Genomic DNA, 18203 nt, shown 5'->3' on the forward strand with positions numbered 1-18203 from the left:
CCTTAAACCTGAGGAGCATTATGGCGAAGATCATTTGGACCCGCACCGACGAAGCGCCGCTGTTGGCGACGTACTCCCTCAAGCCGATCGTGGAGGCGTTCGCGTCCCGCGCCGGCATTGACGTGGATACCGCCGACATTTCGCTGGCTGGCCGCATCTTGGCGCAGTTCCCCGACCGCCTCGGTGACAAGAAGGTCGACGACGCGCTCGCGCAGCTCGGTGAGCTGGCAAAGACCCCGGACGCCAACATCATCAAACTGCCGAATATCTCCGCTTCCCTGGTGCAGCTGAAGAAGGCCATCACCGAGCTGCAGGCCGCCGGCTTTGACATCCCGGATTACGAGGACGCGCAGGAGAAGTACGACGCCGTCAAGGGCTCCGCTGTGAACCCGGTGCTGCGCGAGGGCAACTCCGACCGCCGCGCCCCGGAGGCCGTGAAGAACTACACCAAGAAGCACCCGCACTCCATGGGCGAATGGTCCTCCGACTCGAAGACCAACGTGGCGACGATGGACTCTGGCGACTTCCGCCACAACGAGCAATCCGTGATCATGCCGGAGGCGGACACGCTGACCATCAAGCTCGTCACCGCAGACGGCGAGCAGGTGCTCAAGGACGGCCTGAAGGTGGAAAAGGGCGAGGTCATCGACGGCACCTACATGTCCGCCAAGGCGCTCGACGCCTTCCTGCTGGATGCCGTGAAGCGAGCCAAGGACGAAGGGGTGCTCTTCTCCGCGCACCTGAAGGCCACCATGATGAAGGTCTCCGACCCGATCATCTTCGGCCACGTCGTGCGCGCGTACTTCAAGGACGTCTACGACAAGTACGGCGAGGAACTGCTGGCAGCCGGCCTTGACGGCGAGAACGGCTTGGGCGCGATTTACGACGGCCTGGCTTCGCTGGACAACGGCGAGGAGATCCGCGCCGCCTTCGACAAGGCGCTGCAGGACGGCCCGGCCCTGGCGCAGGTGAACTCCTCCAAGGGCATCACCAACCTGCACGTGCCGTCCGACGTGATCATCGACGCGTCCATGCCTGCGATGATCCGCACCTCCGGCCACATGTGGAACGCGGACGACCAGGAGCAGGACACCCTGGCCGTCATCCCGGACTCCTCCTACGCCGGCGTGTACCAGACAGTCATCGACGACTGCCGCGAAAACGGCGCGTACGACCCGACCACCATGGGCACCGTCCCGAACGTGGGCCTGATGGCCAAGAAGGCTGAGGAGTACGGCTCCCACGACAAGACCTTCAAGATCCCGGCTGACGGCAAGGTCCAGGTTGTGAACTCCGCAGGCGATGTACTGATCGAGCACGACGTGGAGGCCGGCGACATCTGGCGCGCCTGCCAAACCAAGGATGCCCCGATCCAGGACTGGGTGAAGCTGGCCGTCAACCGCGCACGCCTGTCCGGCATGAAGACCATCTTCTGGCTGGACGAGGAGCGCGCACACGACCGCAACCTGATCGAGCTGGTGAACAAGTACCTGGCCGACCACGACACCGAGGGCCTGGACATCTCCATCGCCTCCCCGGTCGAGGCCACCAAGACCTCCGTGGAGCGCATCCGCCGCGGCGAGGACACCATCTCCGTGACCGGCAACGTGCTGCGTGACTACAACACGGACCTGTTCCCGATCCTCGAGCTGGGCACCTCCGCGAAGATGCTCTCCGTCGTTCCGCTGATGGCTGGCGGCGGCCTGTTCGAGACCGGTGCTGGCGGCTCCGCCCCGAAGCACGTCCAGCAGGTTGAGGAGGAAAACCACCTGCGTTGGGACTCCCTCGGCGAGTACCTCGCGCTGGCCGAGTCCTTCCGCCACGAAAAGAACACGAACGGCAACGAGAAGGCCGGCGTTCTCGCCGCCGCTCTGGACCAGGCCACCGAGAAGCTGCTCGACGAAGGCAAGTCCCCGTCGCGCAAGGTCGGCGAGATCGACGACCGCGGCTCCCACTTCTGGCTCGCCCTCTACTGGGCAGAGGCGCTGGCAGCCCAGTCCGAGGACGCTGAGCTGGCTGAGATCTTCGGCCCGATCGCAAAGGATCTGCGCGACAACGCCGACGTGATTGACAAGGAGCTCCTGGACGCCCAGGGTTCCGCTGCCGACCTCGGCGGCTACTACTGGCCGGACGAGGAGAAGACCGCGGCGGTTATGCGCCCGTCCGCAACCTTCAACAAGATCATCGACGCACTGGAGAAGTAGCTCGCTGATATAAAACCGGCCGGTGCCGGGGTTTCGCGCCCCGGCGCCGGCCTTTTTTGTTTGGTCAGGCTGGGCAGCGCTGCGCCCAGCCCAGTACCTCCGCCCCATTTACCGCAAACGCTTACCCGAGGAACTAGACCACCTACATCAGATCAGAAGCACGATTCTTTCTGGCCCCGTACATTCACACTCTTTCTTGCTCCGTAACCAGAAAAAGATGCCAAAACAGCCCTTAAACTCTTCAAAAAATTCCCTTACCTGCGGAAATGTTTTATTGCCTGTTTCTTGCTTCTCGGGCGCGTTTTAGGTTGGATCCGCCTCTCCGGCTCCGAGGCGTCGAAGCCGACAACCTCCCCGGCGTTGCGCAGGCGATGGCGAGCCCGTTCATGGTGACCTGGATCGTCTTGGGTACGAGGAAGGTCTCGCCACCGGCGTTAGCCGGCTGGGAAGCGCTGTGCCCGACCGAGACAACCGCGTTGATCAGCCCAGTCTCGCCTTCCATCCCCAAACGCCACCCCTCCCGTAGTCGCTGGGTGCTGCCTACGCGTCACAAAACGACTGCGCATCCGACAAGTACAGGGGTGACGCTCGATCCCAGCTATATTTTTCCGCTACATCAGAGCTCCACTACCTCATCTGAATTATTGGAAATAAACGCAGAATGGGTGGCTACGACGACCACTGCACCACCCTGAGCAAATTGACGTAGATATTTAAGGACGAGTTGCGCGTTTGCTTCATCGAGGGCCCCGGTTGGTTCATCAGCTAACACAATCCTAGGCTGCGCGAGAATGAGTCTTACCAAAGCAATGCGCTGTTGCTCGCCACCAGAAAGCTCGCTTACGGTTCGCTTTTCAGTTCCTCCAAGCCCGACTTCAGTCAGCGCCGCTGCCATCGTCTCGCGGGAGACGCGGGGGACAGCAATCTTGATATTCTCCATCACAGAGAGATCGGGTACCAAACCATAGTCTTGAAACAGGTACCCGACGTTTGCTCGCCGAAATCTGCGACGTGCGCCCGGATTTATGGATGCGATGTCGAGCCCTTCGAACTCGATCGTCCCCGAATCCGGCGTAGTCAGTCCGCCTAACATATTGAGCAAGGTTGTCTTGCCGCTGCCGGAGGGCCCTGTGAGCGCCGTGATTCGACCTGCCCTAAACGTGGCTGTGAAAGCTTGCAAAACCGTCCGCTCGCCAAATGCGCAGGATACGTTGCTTACCTGAATTGTCATTGCGGTTCCCTACCTCCTCTTGCATCCCACCGCGAAGCAGCTTTGAGCATCAACCCCACAGAAACCATGAACCATACTGCGCCGAAACCTACTACTGCGACGATGGTGGATGGCGACCATTGATTTTCAAACCCGATACTCCAGGTTGACGGCACGCGGCTCTCGGCTTGAATCCAATGATCGCGAACCTTATAAAGCAGCCAACCAATCGTGGCTAGGAAGAATGCAACTTCGATAGCTACTGCTTCTTTTGCAACCCACCAAGGGCTTCGCCCACAAACATAGGCAACGTGGATTTTGCGCCGGTAGGTGACGCGAAAAGTAAGGACCGTGGCTCCGACCAAGACCGTCACAAGCAGGACTGATGCAAAACCATTCAGCCCCCACAGAGCCACATTCTGCTCGGCGGTGCGAATGCTCGCCTGCCATGAGTCTTCACGCGGTCTAAAGAAAGCAAGTGAGTTCCCGGTAGCACCCTTCAACATTTGCGAAGGCACGTCAGGGGAGACAGTTAGAAGGACTTGCTGGGATACCTTTGACATCAAGTTGTGGTCGCCCAACGGAGCGAGGCCACGCGGGAGTATGACGAGAATCGGGTTATCGACCTGCGGACGGTAGTTAACGTCATAGGTGAATACCGAGCCTAAGCTGCAACCGTCCCGCCACTCTATGTCGGGCGCTGGTTCATTGGCATAGCCGGCCTCGAACTCGAGCGAATCCTCGATCACGTTTCTCGAGTGCACAGACAACTCTCCCGGCGAGCAGACCGTCACTACAGCACCATCCAACATCGACACTCCCGCCTGTCGCGCGAATTCCTGGTTCGCTAATAGAACTGGTGCCTCTAGTTCCACGGGCCATGTAATCCAATAAGGATCAACGAGGAGTACGTCTCCCGCCTCGTCGGCAACCCGGAATGGCGCTGCGGTCTCTGTATCTGACCAGTCTTCGAAGGCCGTGTTGACGTTCAACGCCAACTCTTGCGGCCCACGGTGCGCATCCCACATCCCCTGCAAGCGGTGACGCGCCTCGAGTTCCGCAGAAAACCCAACCAAGGTTGCAACCACACTGAGCGCAGCTACCAGGGTCACTCCGCGGACTGCAGTCAGGGCATATAGCATTGGCCGCGCGTGAATCTTGCCCTTGATGGATTGCGGTATCGATGTCCTGCGAACCAGAAACTGCCCACCTAGGTAGCCAACGAGCAAACACACAGACAGAATCACGCTGATCGTGAAATACATTCTCCAAAATACCCAGCTCTCCGCCCACCCGTTGTAGACATAAAGAAGGCCAGCAACAATCAGGGGGCTTCCGAGGTAGGCGATCGTAAGCGCAACGCTTTGGCGCTGAATTTCAATACGGGTCGTTTCTGCGACGCTGAGCCCAAGCAGTCGATGAACACCGACCTCCCGCGAGCGGGCAAGGACATGGCCCGCGCCTAGTACCAGACACAGGAGCACAGATAGGATCAGCAGAATGGGAATTGTCGAAGATGCAAAGATTTCGGAGAAGTAACTGGTAAGAGGCTCCGCGTCGAGCCCCTGTTCGGCTAACCACCGCAGCAAGTGTTGCTCGTCCGTCGCAGACCCTTTGATATGGAGAGGTTGCCTTGGATCAGAGTATGGAAAGTCTTCCAGCGGATAAAATATGTCAACTTCCCCACGTTCAAAGCGCGGCCGTTGCATCCGACCGCCGTCAGGCGGAAGCGAGGATGAGTAGACTCGTTGCTCACCACCAGAGACAGCGAGCGACGAGTAATTAATCGCGATATCGAAGTCATTGCTCCGCGCAAACTCGGCCAGCTCGGTATAGAAACTCGCACGCTCCGAAGCGGTGCGATCTGATTCCACCTGTACCCCGTACTCACCCAGGTGACCATCGATCGCTGAGTAAAGCCTCGCGCCGAGGAAAGCCACGGTAGTCGCCAGAATGGCCGTGGCGAATATCCCCACGGCTAATAGGCCTGATTTCAGAAGAGACATGCTCTAGCCCACAGCTGTAGAGCCATGACGAACGCCGTTGTGAAAGTAGTGGCCGTCGATGTTAGCCGTCCTCGCCCCAGCAATACCCGCGCCAGCAAAGGTCGACGCTCCCGCCCAAACTACACCACCGATGCGGTGTCGATTTTGAATTTTCATGATTCCTCCCATCGGCAGATATTCAGCGGCGGAGGGGCTCCCACCGTATGACAATTATCAAACCCGAAATTTTGTTGCACAAGTAGGAAAACCTACTTTGTATGATTTAGCACACTACGGACCGTTAGGCCCTGTCGCCAACGACGCAGAGCTGGCCGAGGTCTTCAGCCTGATCGCCAAGGACCTGCATGGCTACGCCCAGGCCATCGACACGGAGCCCCGGGAAGGTGCCGTGCGCGAGCCTTCGCTTATCGACGAGCTCCGCCCGCAGCTCCTCCTTGCGTTCCTCCCAGTGCCTCAGTGCCTGTGCATCTTCCCGGTCCATCCCCATGCCCACTCAGACGCACCGGCACCCGCCCCGGTTCCCAACGCGTTTATATTCACATAAACCCACTGCACATCAGCCCGCAGTAGACCGCTTGGTACACAACGGCAGACAAAGCGGACTACATTGCACCCCATGACGAACTCGAAGCAGAAGTACGACAACTCCAACCCCAGCGAATGGTCTTTCAGCACCCGCTCCATCCACGCCGGCCAGCAGGTGGACCAGGATCACGGCGCACGTAACCAGCCGATCTACATGACCACCAGCTACGTCTTCGACGACGCCCAGCACGCTGAGAACCGCTTCAACCTCTCGGACGCGGGCCCCATCTACACGCGCCTGACCAACCCGACCCAGTCCGCGCTGGAGGATCGCCTCGCTTCCCTGGAGGGCGGCGTGGCAGCCACCGCGTTCGCCTCCGGCATGGCCGCGGAGACCGCCGCGATTCTCACCCTCGCACAGGCGGGCGATCACGTGGTCACCTCCCCGCGCCTCTACGGCGGCACCGAGACGCTCTTCCAGCACACGCTGCCGAAGCTGGGCATCGACTTCACGTTCGTGGAGAACCCGGACGACCCGGAAAGCTGGCAGGCCGCGGTGCAGCCGAACACGAAGGCGTTCTACGGCGAGACCTTTGGCAACCCAATCGCGGACGTGCTGGACATCCCGGCAATCGCCGAGGTGGCCCACAACAACCAGGTCCCGCTGATTGTGGACAACACCATGGCCACCGCGGCACTCGTCCGACCGCTGGAGCTCGGCGCGGACATCGTGGTCCTTTCCACCACGAAGTTCTACACCGGCAACGGCGCGGCCATCGGCGGCGCGATCGTGGACGGTGGCACGTTCGACTGGACCGTCCAGCGCAACGGCGAGGATGTGTTCCCGCTGTTTACCGTCCCAGACCCGGCGTACCACGGCCTGAAGTACGCGGACCTCGGCGCACCGGCATTTGCACTGCGCGCACGCGCTGGCCTTCTGCGCGACACGGGTGCAGCCATTTCCCCGTTCAATGCCTGGGTGGCGTTGCAGGGTATCGATACGTTGGCGTTGCGCGTCGAAAAGCATAATGCGAACGCGAAGAAGGTTGCCGAGTTCCTGAGCACCCACGACAAGGTGGCCAAGGTCAATTACGCAGGCCTGGACGGCTCGCCGTACAAGGCCACGCAGGAGAAGCTGGGCCTAAAGTACACCGGTTCGGTGCTCTCCTTCGACATCGCCGGCGATGCGGACGACAAGACCGCGGCCTGGAAGTTCATCGACGCGCTGAAGCTGCACTCCAACCTGGCCAACATCGGCGACGTGCGCTCCCTGGTGGTCCACCCGGCCTCCACGACGCACTCGCAGTCGGATGCCGCAGGCCTCGCCCGCGCCGGCATCACGCAGGCCACGGTGCGCCTGTCGGTCGGCATCGAGGACATCGAGGACATCATCGCCGACCTCGAGCGCGGCTTCGCGGCGGTCTAAATGCTGGCTGCGGAGGGCGAGCTGGCCACCGTCGCCATCGGCGACGTGCGCACCGAAGCCGGTGCGGTGATTCAGGATGCGCACATTGCCTATCGACGCTGGGGTGCTCCGCGCGGCGACCTCCACGGCAAGAACAACATCCTGATAGTCGAGCACGCCCTGACCGGCGACTCCGACGCCGCCGATTGGTGGTGCGAAGCCGTCGGCCCCGGCAAGGCCCTGGACACCGACGAATGGTGCGTGATCTGCACCAACGCACTGGGCTCCTGCTACGGCTCCACGGGCCCGGCCAGCGATCACCCCGACGGTGGCGTGTGGGGCTCACGATTCCCCGCAATCACCATGCGCGACATGGTGCACGCTGAGCGGGCGTTCTTGGAGCAGCTAGGAATCAGCCGGGTGCACGCGATCATCGGGGGCTCTATGGGCGGCGCGCGCACCCTGGAGTGGACCCTGCTCTACCCCGAGCAGGTGGACTACGCGCTGGTCCTGGCGGTGTCAGCCCGCGCGAGCGCCTGGCAGATCGGCATCCAGTCCGCCCAGATCACCTCGATCACCCAGGACCCCGATTGGCGCGGCGGGGATTACCACGGCACAGGCGCGGCGCCGGATGCCGGTTTGGCGGCCGCACGGCGCATCGCGCACCTGACCTACCGCGGCGAGCTAGAAATCGACGAACGCTTCGGCACGTCCGCCCAGCCCGGCGAAAACCCGCTCGGCCCCTTCCGCGAGGACGGCCAGCGCTTCGCCGTCCAGTCCTACCTCGAGCACCAGGGCAAAAAGCTCACCGAGCGTTTCGACGCCGCCTGCTACGTCACCCTCACCGAAGCCCTCAACCGCCACGACGTCGGCCGCGGCCGCGGCGGGCTGAACAAAGCACTCGCCTCCTCCACCGTGCCCACCATGATCGTGGGCGTGGACACGGACATCTTGTACCCGTACCACCAGCAGGAGCACCTGTCGCGCAACCTGGGCAACCTGCTGGCTATGTCGAAGCTGTCCTCCCCCGTCGGCCACGACGCGTTCCTGGTCGAGGCCCGGCAGATGGACCGGATCCTGCGCAACTTCATCACCCTGACGCGGGAAACCCCCTCTGCGCGCGAGGTTGCCGCGGAGCGCGGCGCCTACGACATTTAGAGGTTACTGACGCTCACCCCGTCGCCGCCCGCGACGGCCAGGTAGGCCTTGCCCATTCCCACCCAGCCCACGAACGGCGCATTAGAAAGCGTGATTTGCTGGTGCACGTGCCCGAGCAGCCAGGCGTCATACCCGCAGGCAGCGAGCTCATCCTGGGTGCACGGCAGGCACGGATTGTTTGAGTACTCCCCGGTCACCGAGGTATGCAGCAGCCCCAAGTTCGGCACCCCTTCAACCGGCACTGGGAACTTAGAGACGAGCTGACGCGGGTCCCGGTCCACCTCCACCGCAGCGGTGTGCAGCGCCCACCCTCCTGCCCGAATGGTCTGGGGCTCTTGCTTTGCGACGATCACGCCGCCCGGAATCACTGCTGTGAGGTCGTGGTGCACGTCGTGGTTGCCCGCGATGAACACGACGGTGTCGAACAGCTCGAGCCCGCGGGCGAAAAACCGGGTGACCTCGCCGTATGTCGCGTCGGTGAACCGCTTGCGGTCGATGACGTCGCCCAGCATCACCAGGTGCCGGGCGCCTGCCTCCGCGCCGCGTTGCAGGGTGCCCAGCGCCCAGTCAATCCCGGGGCCGGTCTTCTTGTCGCCGTGCTGCTTGCGGCCGAGGTGGATGTCGGCGACAACGAGGATGGGGTCGGCTGCGAAGACGGGGTCGGCTGCGTTGTGGGGCATGGTGCAAGGATATCCGCGGGCTAGACGTCGCCCAGGAAAATCTCGGTGTGGCTCAGGTCGAAGATGTCCACGTCCGCGATTTCCCCGTAGACCATCGGGTACAGCTTCTCCCGGTTGGGCAGGCGCGTCCGCTCGTACTCTTCGGGCGACTGGTGGTCCAGCACCACCACGAAGCGGCGCCCCGGCAGCATGTTCAGCCCGTCCTCAAGTTCCATCGCAAATTCATCGTTGCTGGCGTCGGTCCAGCCGCGGGGAATGAGGTCCGTGATGTCGCGCGGCAGCCAGTACCCAATCGTGCGGGCCAGCTCAATTGCCGCATCGGCCCGCATCTCCTCGTTGAGTTGCGCCGCGCTGCGGGCCAGGTCCCGGGGCGTTTCAAACGTGCTGTCGAAGTTGCTCATCACCGATAGCGAGTACGCGTACATGTCCAACAGGTTGCGGCGGTAGACCCCGTCCTCGTCGAAGCGCGGGGAGCACACCAGGTTGTCCAGCTGCTTCGCGTAGGCGAGTTCGGTGTAGTACTCCACCGGGGTGTAGCCGCAGGTGACGCTGCAGAACACCTCGGCCGCCTCGCCAAGCTCTTTCAGCAGCGGAAACGCCTCGTTGTCCGTGTGGACGATATAGGTCAGGCGCATGCCGTCGACATAAATGGAGGTGGCAAGACGGGACCTGATCGTCCCGTCCCGATACATCGGCACCGGGTAGACGGTGCGGCCCACGGCGGTATAGCTGTCCACCTCGTCCGCGTCCAGCATGTTCACGCTCACGGCCTCGTGGTCCGGGGTGAGCGTGGCGGCGAAGCTTTCGGGTGTCTGCAAATCGTCCACAACCACGACGCGCTCTGTTGGGCTGCGTCCCAGCAACCGCGCTGGCAGCCACGTCTCTAAGCAATCGTGAAACTCCTCGAGGTCATCCATGAGGAAGTTGCCCGCCGCCTGCTCGCACTTCCTTGTCTGGTAGTAGGCGTTGGTGAAGCGAGGGTCCCACTCCTTGAGCACCTCGAGGTTGTCGGCGGCCCCCGCGAAGTAGCGGCGCGCCTGCGACGGGGTGGCGTCCACGGAATTGCGCGCGAGGTCCAGCAGCTGGTGAGTGTTGGCCAACACGAGGTAGGCGTCCAAGGACTCGGTGCGCCACGGCTCCACCGGCGTGTACTCGGACGCGACTGCCGTCAGCGTCGCTGACAGCTCCCGGGCGAATTCAACCTGTCGCGGCGACGGGGCGTCGTCGAAAAGCGACTGCACCATCACGGTCACCTCAACCCCGGCGCCGGGGACGTCGGTGGTGAGCGAGAAATAACTCGGGCGGGAATCTGTCATGCGGGACCTCCTGGGGAAACGACAGCTTCAACCCTACGAACCCCGCCGACACGCAGTGCCAAATTACCGAACGTGTGCGCTACTTCTGCCCTGCCACCAGCGGATCAGCACGAGCACCGCGGTTGATGTCCCCACGCCGATGAGCGTCATCGCCATGGCTTCGGCACGGTGGCCCTGCTCGAACTGGTTCATGATCCACGGCGCGAGCAGGTTGATGCGTGTCGGGCGGATCAGCGAGGACATGACCAGCTCGCGGATGCCCACGAAAAACGCGAGCAGCCAGCCGGCGAAAATTCCGGGCGCGAGCATCGGCAGGGTCACGCGGGTAAACGTCTGCCAGGACGTCGCGCCGGCGACGGCGGAGGCCTCCGAAAGGGTCGGCGACATCGCGGCGGCAGAGGTCTTGATGTTCTGCACCGCCATCGGCACAAACAGCACCGTAAACGCCATGACCAGGATCAACTGCGATCCATACGGGGTAAACGGCAGCTTCGGCGAGTTCCACAGGAGGATAAAACCGATCGCCAGCACGATGCCGGGCACGGTGTCTGGAGCCACGGCCAAAAAGTCGGAGGCGCGCGCGGGCCAGCGGCGGCTGCGCATCGTGAACACCGTCACGGCCAGCGCAAGGATCACCGCGGTGGTAGCGCCGATGGCGCCGAGCACGATGGAGCGGGTCAGCGCCTCCTGCCCGGACGGCATGGTCAGCACGATGTGGAAGTAGTCGAACGTGAGGTTGTCCAGTGTCGGCGGCTTGGAGCGCAGGATGGTCATCGCCGCCAAAATGATGGAGATATACGGGATGAACACGCTCAGCGTGAACACCACCGCGGTGTACACCCAGGCAAGAGCCATCATGCTTCTCGACGGCCGAAGGTTGACCGCGCGAGCGACCCTGCCACCCGTGGCGAGCACTCCCCTGCCCGCCCATTGTTGAATGGCCCACGCCATCACGCCGAGGGTGAACAGCACGCTGGAGGACGCCGCCGCCTTGGAGAAGTTCAGCGGGTCGATGGTCACGTCCTGGTAGATCGAGGAGACGAGCACCTCGTAGCCGATGGCGTTGCCGAGGGTGACCGGGGTGCCGAACTCGCCGGCGGCCTTGATGAAGACGATCAGCGCGCCGAGCGAGTACGGGCCGACCACCGCAGGCACTACCACACGGCTGAACTGCTGCCACCGGCTCGCCCCCGCCACCTGCGCCATCTCCAGCTGCGAGGCCGGGATCGACGCGAACGCGTTGCGCAGGATCAGGTAGAGGAACGGGAAGAGTTCGGCAGCCATGATGAAGCCCATGCCCCACACTGAGTTGATGGCGTACCGGACGACGTCGCCAAGCGTGGGCCCCAGCAGCATGTCCGCCACGCCGCGCAGGCGGGTGAAGTCCATCCACGCCATCGCCGCGGCGAACGGCGGGGTCATAAACGGCACCATGACCAGCACTTCCACCCACCCGGCGCGCCGCATGGGCGTCCAGGCGCGGAAGAAGGCCAGCGGTGCCGCGAACAGTGTGGCAAACAAGACGACGAGGACGGAAAGCCAGACCGTGTTGCGGATCACCCGCAGCATCTCCGGGCGCAGCAGGCTCTGCAGGGCAGATTCCTCGCCGCGGTATCCGGTCACCGCCGTGACCAGGACGGACACCAGCGGTGCCGCGACCAGGACCAGGAGGATGATCAGGACCGGGTAGACCCCGGGACTGATTTTCGTCTTCGCCGTCATTGGTGCCTTTTACTTCAGGTAACGGTCAGCGAACTGCTCGCGGACGTTCTTGGAGTCCTTGGAGATGGCGGTCCAGTCGTCGGAGATCTGGTTGATGTCCGCCAGCTTCGGGCCGTTCTTCGGGTCCACGTTCTTGTTGGACGGGATCATGTTCTTGGACGCGGAGATCTGCTGCGCCTCATCGGAGAACATGAAGTCCACGAAGGCCTTCGCGGCGTCCATGTTGTCGGAGGACTTCATGATCATCACCGGACGCGGGGTGACCGTGGTGCCGGAGGACGGGATGACAACCTCGAGCGGCTCGCCCTTGCCCTTGGCGGAGTAGGCGGAGTAGTCCACGCCGCCGAAGACGATGCCCTTGGAACCGGAGGTGACCTGGTCAAGCGCCGGTCCGTTGGCGCCCTGGACGATCATGCCGTTGTCGAAGAGCTTGTCAAACAGCTCCCAGGTCTTGTCCTCGCCCCACTCGGCGATCATGGCGGTGAGCAGGTCGGCGGCGGTGCCGGACTCGCGCGGATCCGGCATGATCACCTGGTCGGCGTACTTCGGGTCTGCCAAGTCCTCCCAGTCGGTCGGGATGTCGGAGACCACGTCAGTGTTTGCCACCAGGGCGAGCGCGGAACCGTCGCGGCCGTGGAAGGTGTCGTCGGCGGCGTTCCAGTCAGCGTTGGCGTTGTCGATGTTCTCCGGCTTGTAGGACTCCAGCGCACCGGTTTCTGCCTGCTTGTTTGCGGCGTTCCAGGACGCCAGGTAGACCACGTCGGCCTGCGGGTTGGCTTCCTCTGCCTTGATCTTGGCGGTGACCTCGCCGGTGGTGCCGGCGAACACGTTGACGGTCACACCGGTCTTCTCCTGGAAGGCCTCCACCAGTGCGTCGGTCAGGCCCTGCGGGTTTGCGGAATAATAGTCGATCGAGCCGGACAGGCCCTCCGGGGCCTTCCACTCGTCGGCGGCGACGGTCTCGTTGGCCTCGTTTGCGCCGGTGGACTCAGCGGTGTCGTTGGACTCGACGGAGCCGCAGGCAACCAGGCCGAAAGCGGCGGATGCGCCCGCGAGCGCTGCGATGATCTTCTTCATGTTGGGAAATCTCCTGTAAAGGGGAAACGGGATTAGGAACGCGGGGTGAGCGTGAGCAGCACGTCGTCGCCGCGACCCAGGCGGTGCCTGGTGTAGGCCAGCCACGGCTCCGGCGCCCCCGGCACGACGCTGCGGATTTCGTAGCGCCCGCCGGTGTACTGGCTTTCCACCACCTCGCCGACGATGGAGTTCGCCGGAAGAACATCCGGTCGCTTTCCATGCAACGGGGTGACCCCCAGATCCTCCGGCCGGTTCGACGGCAGGGTCTCGTGGGTGTTGGTCACGCCGAGGAAGCCGGCCACGAAGTCGTCTGCCGGGTGGTCGTACAGCTCCACCGGGTCCGCGAACTGCGCGACGTTGCCGGCGTTCATCACCGCGACGCGATCAGACATGGCCAGTGCCTCCGACTGGTCGTGCGTGACGTAGATGACGGTGAGGTTGAGCTCGTAGGCCAGGCGGGTCAGCTCGGAGCGGATCTGGTTGCGCAGGGCTGCGTCGAGGGCGGACAGGGGCTCGTCCATAAGCAAAAGCTTCGGATCGGAGACGAGCGCGCGCGCAATCGCGACGCGCTGCTGCTGGCCGCCGGAAAGCTCGTTCGGGCGTTGCTCGGCTTTCGCGCCGATGCCCACCATGTCCATCGCGCGGGCCACGCGCTCCTCGCGCTCCGCCTTGGATACTTTCTGCTTGCCAGTGGTCAACGGAAACTCGACGTTTTTGGCCACGGTCATGTGCGGCCACAGCGCGAGGTCCTGGAACACCATCGACAGGTTGCGCTTGTTTACCGGCACATTGGTGCTCAGGCCGAACACTTCGCGGCCAGCGAACTCGATCACGCCCGCGTCCGGTGTTTCCAGCCCGGCGACGCAGCGCAGCAGCGTGGACTTGCCGCAGCCGGAGGGGCCGAGGATGGAGACGAATTCGCCCTTCGCGATGTCCAGGGAGGTCTCGTGGAGCCCAGTGCCGTCCGGAAACTCGCGGCGTACGCCGCGTAAGGATACCTGGGGGTCTCTGCTGGCACCGCTGTCCAAAATCACCCGGGGCACATTACGGATGCGAGGTTGCCCTAAAGGGACGGTTGCATGAACTTACGGTGAAGGTTTGGGGTCTAACAATCGAACGCGCTACGACCCCAACGCGTCCACCGACCAGGACAGCCACATCATGGCCGCTCCCAAGACGGTAGTGAATAGCGCGTCGAAGCGCCGGGAGCGCACCGACACCAGGCCGATCACCCGCGAATCGCAGGTCAGGCGCATCACGGTCAGCCACAGCATGGCCGCGCCCAGGGTGAAGGTGGCGCGGCGCCAGTGCTCCGTTGCCATGTAGATGCCGGACAGCACGAATCCCACCACGAACACCGCCGCCATGACGCGCTGCGCCGTAATAGGCAGCGGCGAGGTGGCGTTGCCGCGGTCGTGGGGGTTGTCCAGCGTGAGCCCGTCGGGAAGCTGCGCCCCGGGTAGCTGGATCCTGCTCCGTGCCAAACCGGCTCCCGCCTTAGCTGGCGGCCTGGCCAATGCCCGCCTGGCGCTCGGCGTTTTCCACGATGTTGCGCACCAAGAACGTGCGCGTCATCGGTCCCACACCGCCCGGGTTCGGCGAGACCCAGCCGGCCTTCTCCCACACGTCGGGGTGCAGGTCACCGACGGTTTTGCCGTCCACGCGGGACACGCCTACGTCGAGAAGCGTGGCGCCCTCCTTAATCATGTTGGCGGTGATCATGTGCGGCTTGCCCGCCGCGGCGATGATGACGTCCGCGCGGCGCGTTTCCGCGGCCAGGTCTTTCGTGCCGGTGTGGCACAGCACGGTGGTGGCGTTGACGCCGCGGGAGGTGAGCATGAGCGAAATCGGCCGGCCCACGGTCACGCCGCGGCCGATGACGCAGACGATCGCGCCGTTCAAATCCACGCCGAAGCGTTCCAGCAGCTTGATGGAGCCGTTCGGGGTGCACGGCAGCGGCGCCGGCTCGTTGAGCACGAGTTTGCCCAGGTTCACCGGGTGGAGGCCGTCGGCGTCCTTGGCCGGATCGATCAGCTCCAGCACACGGTTTTCATCCAGGTGCTTCGGCAGCGGCAGCTGGACGATGTAGCCGGTGACAGCTGGGTCGTTATTCAGCTCGCTGATCACCTGCTCCAGCTCGTCCTGGGTGCAGTCGCCCGGCAGCTCCTTCATGATGGACGCGATACCCAGCTCCTCGCAGTCCTTGTGCTTCATGCGCACGTAGTTCTGGCTGGCCGGGTCCTCCCCCACGAGCACCGTGGCCAACCCCGGGGTGATGCCATGCTCTGCTTTGAGACGAGCTACGCGCTCACGCAGGTCCGCGAAAATCTCCTCGCGGTAGAGTTTGCCGTCCAGTTTGATCGCAGTCACGGCCTCAATCCTAGACTGTCAGGCGTGCTCCACCTGATCTACGACAACCCGGCCATTGGCGGCAACGCGGGCGCCGCCATCCGCCTCGCCGCCAACACCGGGGCGCAGCTGCACTTCGTCGAACCCCTCGGCTTCAACTTCGACGACAAGCACCTCAAGCGCGCGGGACTGGATTACCACGACTTGGCCGACGTGATCATTCACCCCGACATCGACGCCTGTTTCGATTCCATCCCCGACTCCCGCGTCTTCGCGTTTACCGCGCACACCGAGCACCACTACCACGAGGTGTCCTACCAAGACGGGGACGCGCTCATGTTCGGCAACGAGGCCAACGGCATCCCCGAGGACCACCTTTCCCACCCGCGGATTACCCGCCGCGTGCGCATCCCCATGCTCCCGGCGCGGCGCAGCATGAACCTGACCAACTCCGCGTCAGTCGCCGTCTACGAGGCGTGGCGCCAGCTCGGCTTCCTCGGCGGGGTCTGACAGCGGGTCCGTGACCTGCATCGGCGGGAGCTTGCGGGCACGAAGCCTATCGACGATCTCCCGCGCCTGCGCCTCCTCCACATCGCGCAGCGACACACGGAACGGGCCGGGCACCATGTCGAGGTCCACGCTGGCTAGGCCAAGCTTGCGCTGCAACGGGTCTTGTTCCAATGCCAGCTCTTGAATGTGCGGGATATCCACCATCTGGTACCAGCGTCCGATCCTTCCCGCGGTGGTCGCAACGGCGCCGTCGCGAACCTTGACGGTCTGGCGCTTCCAGTCGATCGGCGAGACCCACCGTGCGCTGCGCGGCGAGCGGTACTCCGCGGTGGAAAGGTCCGTTAGGTCGTCGCCAGCAAGCGGCCCGATAGCGTCCACCATCGCCTTCGCCTGCGCCCACGTGCCTACCGGCAGCAGCTTCGAGGTACCGGACTGCTTGTTGCGCTCCGAGCCGTAACCCGCGACCACCACCGAGACCGTCCACCAGCCGAAGAGCCGCCAGAACATCGGCTGGCGCAGCTGCACCGCGTGGATCCGCGAGCGCGGCACCGCCTGACGGCGGCGGTTGGCCAGGCCGTAGGTGAGGTGGAACATCTCCCCCTCCTTGGTGCAGGTGAACCGCCACGACTGGTCGATAGTGCGCCAAATTCTGGGCAAAAACCCCACGACCACGGGGATGATCGCGGCGGCGGATAGTTCCGTCCAGATGGGCACGAACGCCCACGCGATGGTAAACAGCGTGGACATCTGAAAGGCGGTGCCGATGAGCGACCTGCGGATGGGAATGGGAGGCACGAGGTCGGGGCCGGAGGTGGCGTCGATAGGCGATCGCTCCTGCGTGCCGCCGATGCGGCGCAGCAGTTGCGCGCGCACCTCTTCCGCCTCGTCGCGCGGCAGGTAGGTGATGCTGATCGCGGACTGCGCGCTGCCCGCGGCCTCAATGCGTACCGACGCGAGCCCGAACAACCGCGGCGCGAATGACTCGATGACGTCGACGGCCTGGATGCGGTCGAAGCGCGCAGCGCGGACCTGGTTGGTCAGCACACCGCGGCGCACCTCCACCTCGTCGTCGCTGATTTTGAAGCCGCTGCGGCGCCACCAGATCTGCGAGACCGCAAAGACCACCGCGAGCGCCCCGACGAGACCGGCCGCAGCCCACCCGATGTCGGTCACGCCGACGTTCTCGCGCTGCGCCCAGTGGTAAATGGGCATGCTGAAGTTAAACAGGGCGAGGGTGGCCAACGCCAGCGTGAACGTCCAGACACGCAGCAACGGCGTCAGTCGGTGCACCTGGCGGTACCCCTCCATGCCGGGGGTGGTGTGGATGTTGCTCACAGGCCGCTCATCCGCTCGCGCGCTTTGACGGCGAGCCGGTCGCGCAACGCGTCAGCGTCTGCTGCCAAGAGCCCCGGCAAGTCCGAATCGGAGGAACTCGACGCCGTGTGCACCTTCAGCTCCTTCAGCCCCAGCGAGCGGGCAATCGGGCCCGATTCCACATCCACGAACTGAATGCGCCCGTACGGAATCACCGTGATGGTGTGGAACATCTTGCCTTTGCTCAGCACCAGCTCATTGTCCGTTTCCAGCCAACCCATGTTGCGAACCTGGAACGGGATGAGGAAAAAGCGCCAGATGAAGATGACGCCGAAAATCCCCAGCGGGATGAGAAAGCCCCATCCCCACTCCCGGTAGCAGAGGTAGAGGCCACCGCAGACGATCACCATCCATATGGCGTTGTTCACCAACTGCGGCCACATCAGTTTCGGGGACACCTTGTTCATGGTCTCCACGGACGTAGGCAGGGGATGGACAGGCGCATCGGGCATGGCGCACACGCTACCAGCCGGGTTGGTGCTCATTCCGGCGAAGATGCTTACCCCAGGATGCTTATCCATCGAGTGGGGTGCCTTACACGGGGGTGCTGACTATTTCTTGGACCACTGGGGGCTTTTATACGCTCAGTGCCTGTCGGTACTGGGCGATGGTTGTATATCCTTCGGTCAGCGTCGACTTCAACCGTTCGTGGTTGTAGAAATCGACG

16 protein-coding genes are annotated in these 18203 nt (G+C 63.5%); 4 read left to right on the forward strand and 12 right to left on the reverse strand.

The annotated features are described in order from the left end of the window. The first annotated feature begins 20 nt into the window (after positions 1-20). Positions 21-2204 (forward strand): NADP-dependent isocitrate dehydrogenase, encoded by a 2184-nt coding sequence (locus HF989_RS06065; RefSeq protein WP_168684823.1) that lies wholly within the window; start codon positions 21-23, stop codon positions 2202-2204. 616 nt (positions 2205-2820) lie between these two features. Here the strand turns inward: HF989_RS06065 and ccmA are convergent. From ccmA to HF989_RS06080, 3 genes are all read right to left on the reverse strand, one after another. Further along, positions 2821-3435 carry a heme ABC exporter ATP-binding protein CcmA gene (gene ccmA / locus HF989_RS06070; RefSeq protein ID WP_168684825.1) on the reverse strand — a complete coding sequence of 205 codons (615 nt, stop codon included), beginning with the start codon at positions 3433-3435 and terminating at the stop codon, positions 2821-2823. Then, positions 3432-5420, reverse strand: a complete 1989-nt coding sequence (locus HF989_RS06075) for a hypothetical protein (RefSeq protein ID WP_168684827.1) — start codon at positions 5418-5420, stop codon at positions 3432-3434. Before HF989_RS06075 ends, ccmA begins: the two co-directional genes overlap by 4 nt. Before the next feature lie 280 nt (positions 5421-5700). After that, positions 5701-5901 carry a hypothetical protein gene (locus HF989_RS06080; RefSeq protein WP_168684829.1) on the reverse strand — a complete coding sequence of 67 codons (201 nt, stop codon included), beginning with the start codon at positions 5899-5901 and terminating at the stop codon, positions 5701-5703. A 135-nt stretch (positions 5902-6036) separates the two neighbouring features. Between HF989_RS06080 and HF989_RS06085 the strand changes: the two genes are divergently transcribed. Then, positions 6037-7371: an O-acetylhomoserine/O-acetylserine sulfhydrylase gene (locus tag HF989_RS06085; RefSeq protein ID WP_168684831.1), complete on the forward strand. Its 1335-nt coding sequence runs from the start codon at positions 6037-6039 to the stop codon at positions 7369-7371. Beyond that, entirely contained in the window at positions 7372-8508 is a 1137-nt protein-coding gene (metX, locus tag HF989_RS06090) for a homoserine O-acetyltransferase MetX (RefSeq protein ID WP_210729054.1), read from the forward strand. It begins immediately after the preceding gene. Here metX and HF989_RS06095 read toward each other — a convergent pair. The 7 genes from HF989_RS06095 to HF989_RS06125 form a co-directional block, all read right to left on the reverse strand. Then, complete coding sequence (locus HF989_RS06095; RefSeq protein ID WP_168684833.1) at positions 8505-9188, reverse strand: metallophosphoesterase family protein; 684 nt, start codon at positions 9186-9188, stop codon at positions 8505-8507. The genes metX and HF989_RS06095 overlap by 4 nt on opposite strands. Before the next feature lie 20 nt (positions 9189-9208). Beyond that, positions 9209-10504 (reverse strand): hypothetical protein, encoded by a 1296-nt coding sequence (locus HF989_RS06100; RefSeq protein WP_168684835.1) that lies wholly within the window; start codon positions 10502-10504, stop codon positions 9209-9211. Between the two features lie 63 nt (positions 10505-10567). After that, entirely contained in the window at positions 10568-12226 is a 1659-nt protein-coding gene (locus HF989_RS06105) for an ABC transporter permease (RefSeq protein ID WP_168684836.1), read from the reverse strand. A gap of 9 nt (positions 12227-12235) precedes the next feature. Next, entirely contained in the window at positions 12236-13303 is a 1068-nt protein-coding gene (locus HF989_RS06110) for an ABC transporter substrate-binding protein (protein WP_168684838.1), read from the reverse strand. Positions 13304-13335: 32 nt separating this feature from the next. Beyond that, positions 13336-14337: an ABC transporter ATP-binding protein gene (locus HF989_RS06115; RefSeq protein WP_343033560.1), complete on the reverse strand. Its 1002-nt coding sequence runs from the start codon at positions 14335-14337 to the stop codon at positions 13336-13338. An 87-nt stretch (positions 14338-14424) separates the two neighbouring features. Next, the gene (locus HF989_RS06120; protein ID WP_246233825.1) at positions 14425-14787 is read right to left on the reverse strand and encodes a DUF3017 domain-containing protein; all 363 of its coding nucleotides are present in this window, start codon (positions 14785-14787) and stop codon (positions 14425-14427) included. Positions 14788-14800: 13 nt separating this feature from the next. After that, a complete protein-coding gene (locus HF989_RS06125; RefSeq protein ID WP_168684840.1) occupies positions 14801-15673 on the reverse strand; it encodes a bifunctional methylenetetrahydrofolate dehydrogenase/methenyltetrahydrofolate cyclohydrolase in 873 nt (290 codons plus the stop codon). Positions 15674-15688: 15 nt separating this feature from the next. Here HF989_RS06125 and HF989_RS06130 point away from each other — a divergent pair, with 15 nt between their 5' ends. Further along, entirely contained in the window at positions 15689-16162 is a 474-nt protein-coding gene (locus tag HF989_RS06130; protein ID WP_246233835.1) for a tRNA (cytidine(34)-2'-O)-methyltransferase, read from the forward strand. Here HF989_RS06130 and HF989_RS06135 read toward each other — a convergent pair. Both HF989_RS06135 and HF989_RS06140 read right to left on the reverse strand, forming a co-directional pair. After that, positions 16109-17497, reverse strand: coding sequence for a PH domain-containing protein (locus tag HF989_RS06135; RefSeq protein WP_343033561.1), 1389 nt, complete (start codon positions 17495-17497; stop codon positions 16109-16111). The genes HF989_RS06130 and HF989_RS06135 overlap by 54 nt on opposite strands. After that, positions 17494-18057 carry a PH domain-containing protein gene (locus tag HF989_RS06140; RefSeq protein ID WP_246233826.1) on the reverse strand — a complete coding sequence of 188 codons (564 nt, stop codon included), beginning with the start codon at positions 18055-18057 and terminating at the stop codon, positions 17494-17496. The genes HF989_RS06135 and HF989_RS06140 overlap by 4 nt, the downstream gene beginning before the upstream one ends. Positions 18058-18203: the final 146 nt, after the last annotated feature.

This window comes from Corynebacterium mucifaciens (assembly GCF_012396315.1).
GTDB classification, from domain to species: Bacteria; Actinomycetota; Actinomycetes; order Mycobacteriales; family Mycobacteriaceae; genus Corynebacterium; species Corynebacterium mucifaciens.

What these genes read in the sequence shown, in the direction of transcription:
- HF989_RS06065 (WP_168684823.1), top strand. Translation starts at nt 21, where the DNA reads ATGGCGAAGATCATTTGGACCCGCACCGACGAAGCGCCGCTGTTGGCG.
- ccmA (WP_168684825.1), bottom strand. Translation starts at nt 3,435, where the DNA reads ATGACAATTCAGGTAAGCAACGTATCCTGCGCATTTGGCGAGCGGACG.
- HF989_RS06075 (WP_168684827.1), bottom strand. Translation starts at nt 5,420, where the DNA reads ATGTCTCTTCTGAAATCAGGCCTATTAGCCGTGGGGATATTCGCCACG.
- HF989_RS06080 (WP_168684829.1), bottom strand. Translation starts at nt 5,901, where the DNA reads ATGGACCGGGAAGATGCACAGGCACTGAGGCACTGGGAGGAACGCAAG.
- HF989_RS06085 (WP_168684831.1), top strand. Translation starts at nt 6,037, where the DNA reads ATGACGAACTCGAAGCAGAAGTACGACAACTCCAACCCCAGCGAATGG.
- metX (WP_210729054.1), top strand. Translation starts at nt 7,372, where the DNA reads ATGCTGGCTGCGGAGGGCGAGCTGGCCACCGTCGCCATCGGCGACGTG.
- HF989_RS06095 (WP_168684833.1), bottom strand. Translation starts at nt 9,188, where the DNA reads ATGCCCCACAACGCAGCCGACCCCGTCTTCGCAGCCGACCCCATCCTC.
- HF989_RS06100 (WP_168684835.1), bottom strand. Translation starts at nt 10,504, where the DNA reads ATGACAGATTCCCGCCCGAGTTATTTCTCGCTCACCACCGACGTCCCC.
- HF989_RS06105 (WP_168684836.1), bottom strand. Translation starts at nt 12,226, where the DNA reads ATGACGGCGAAGACGAAAATCAGTCCCGGGGTCTACCCGGTCCTGATC.
- HF989_RS06110 (WP_168684838.1), bottom strand. Translation starts at nt 13,303, where the DNA reads ATGAAGAAGATCATCGCAGCGCTCGCGGGCGCATCCGCCGCTTTCGGC.
- HF989_RS06140 (WP_246233826.1), bottom strand. Translation starts at nt 18,057, where the DNA reads ATGGATAAGCATCCTGGGGTAAGCATCTTCGCCGGAATGAGCACCAAC.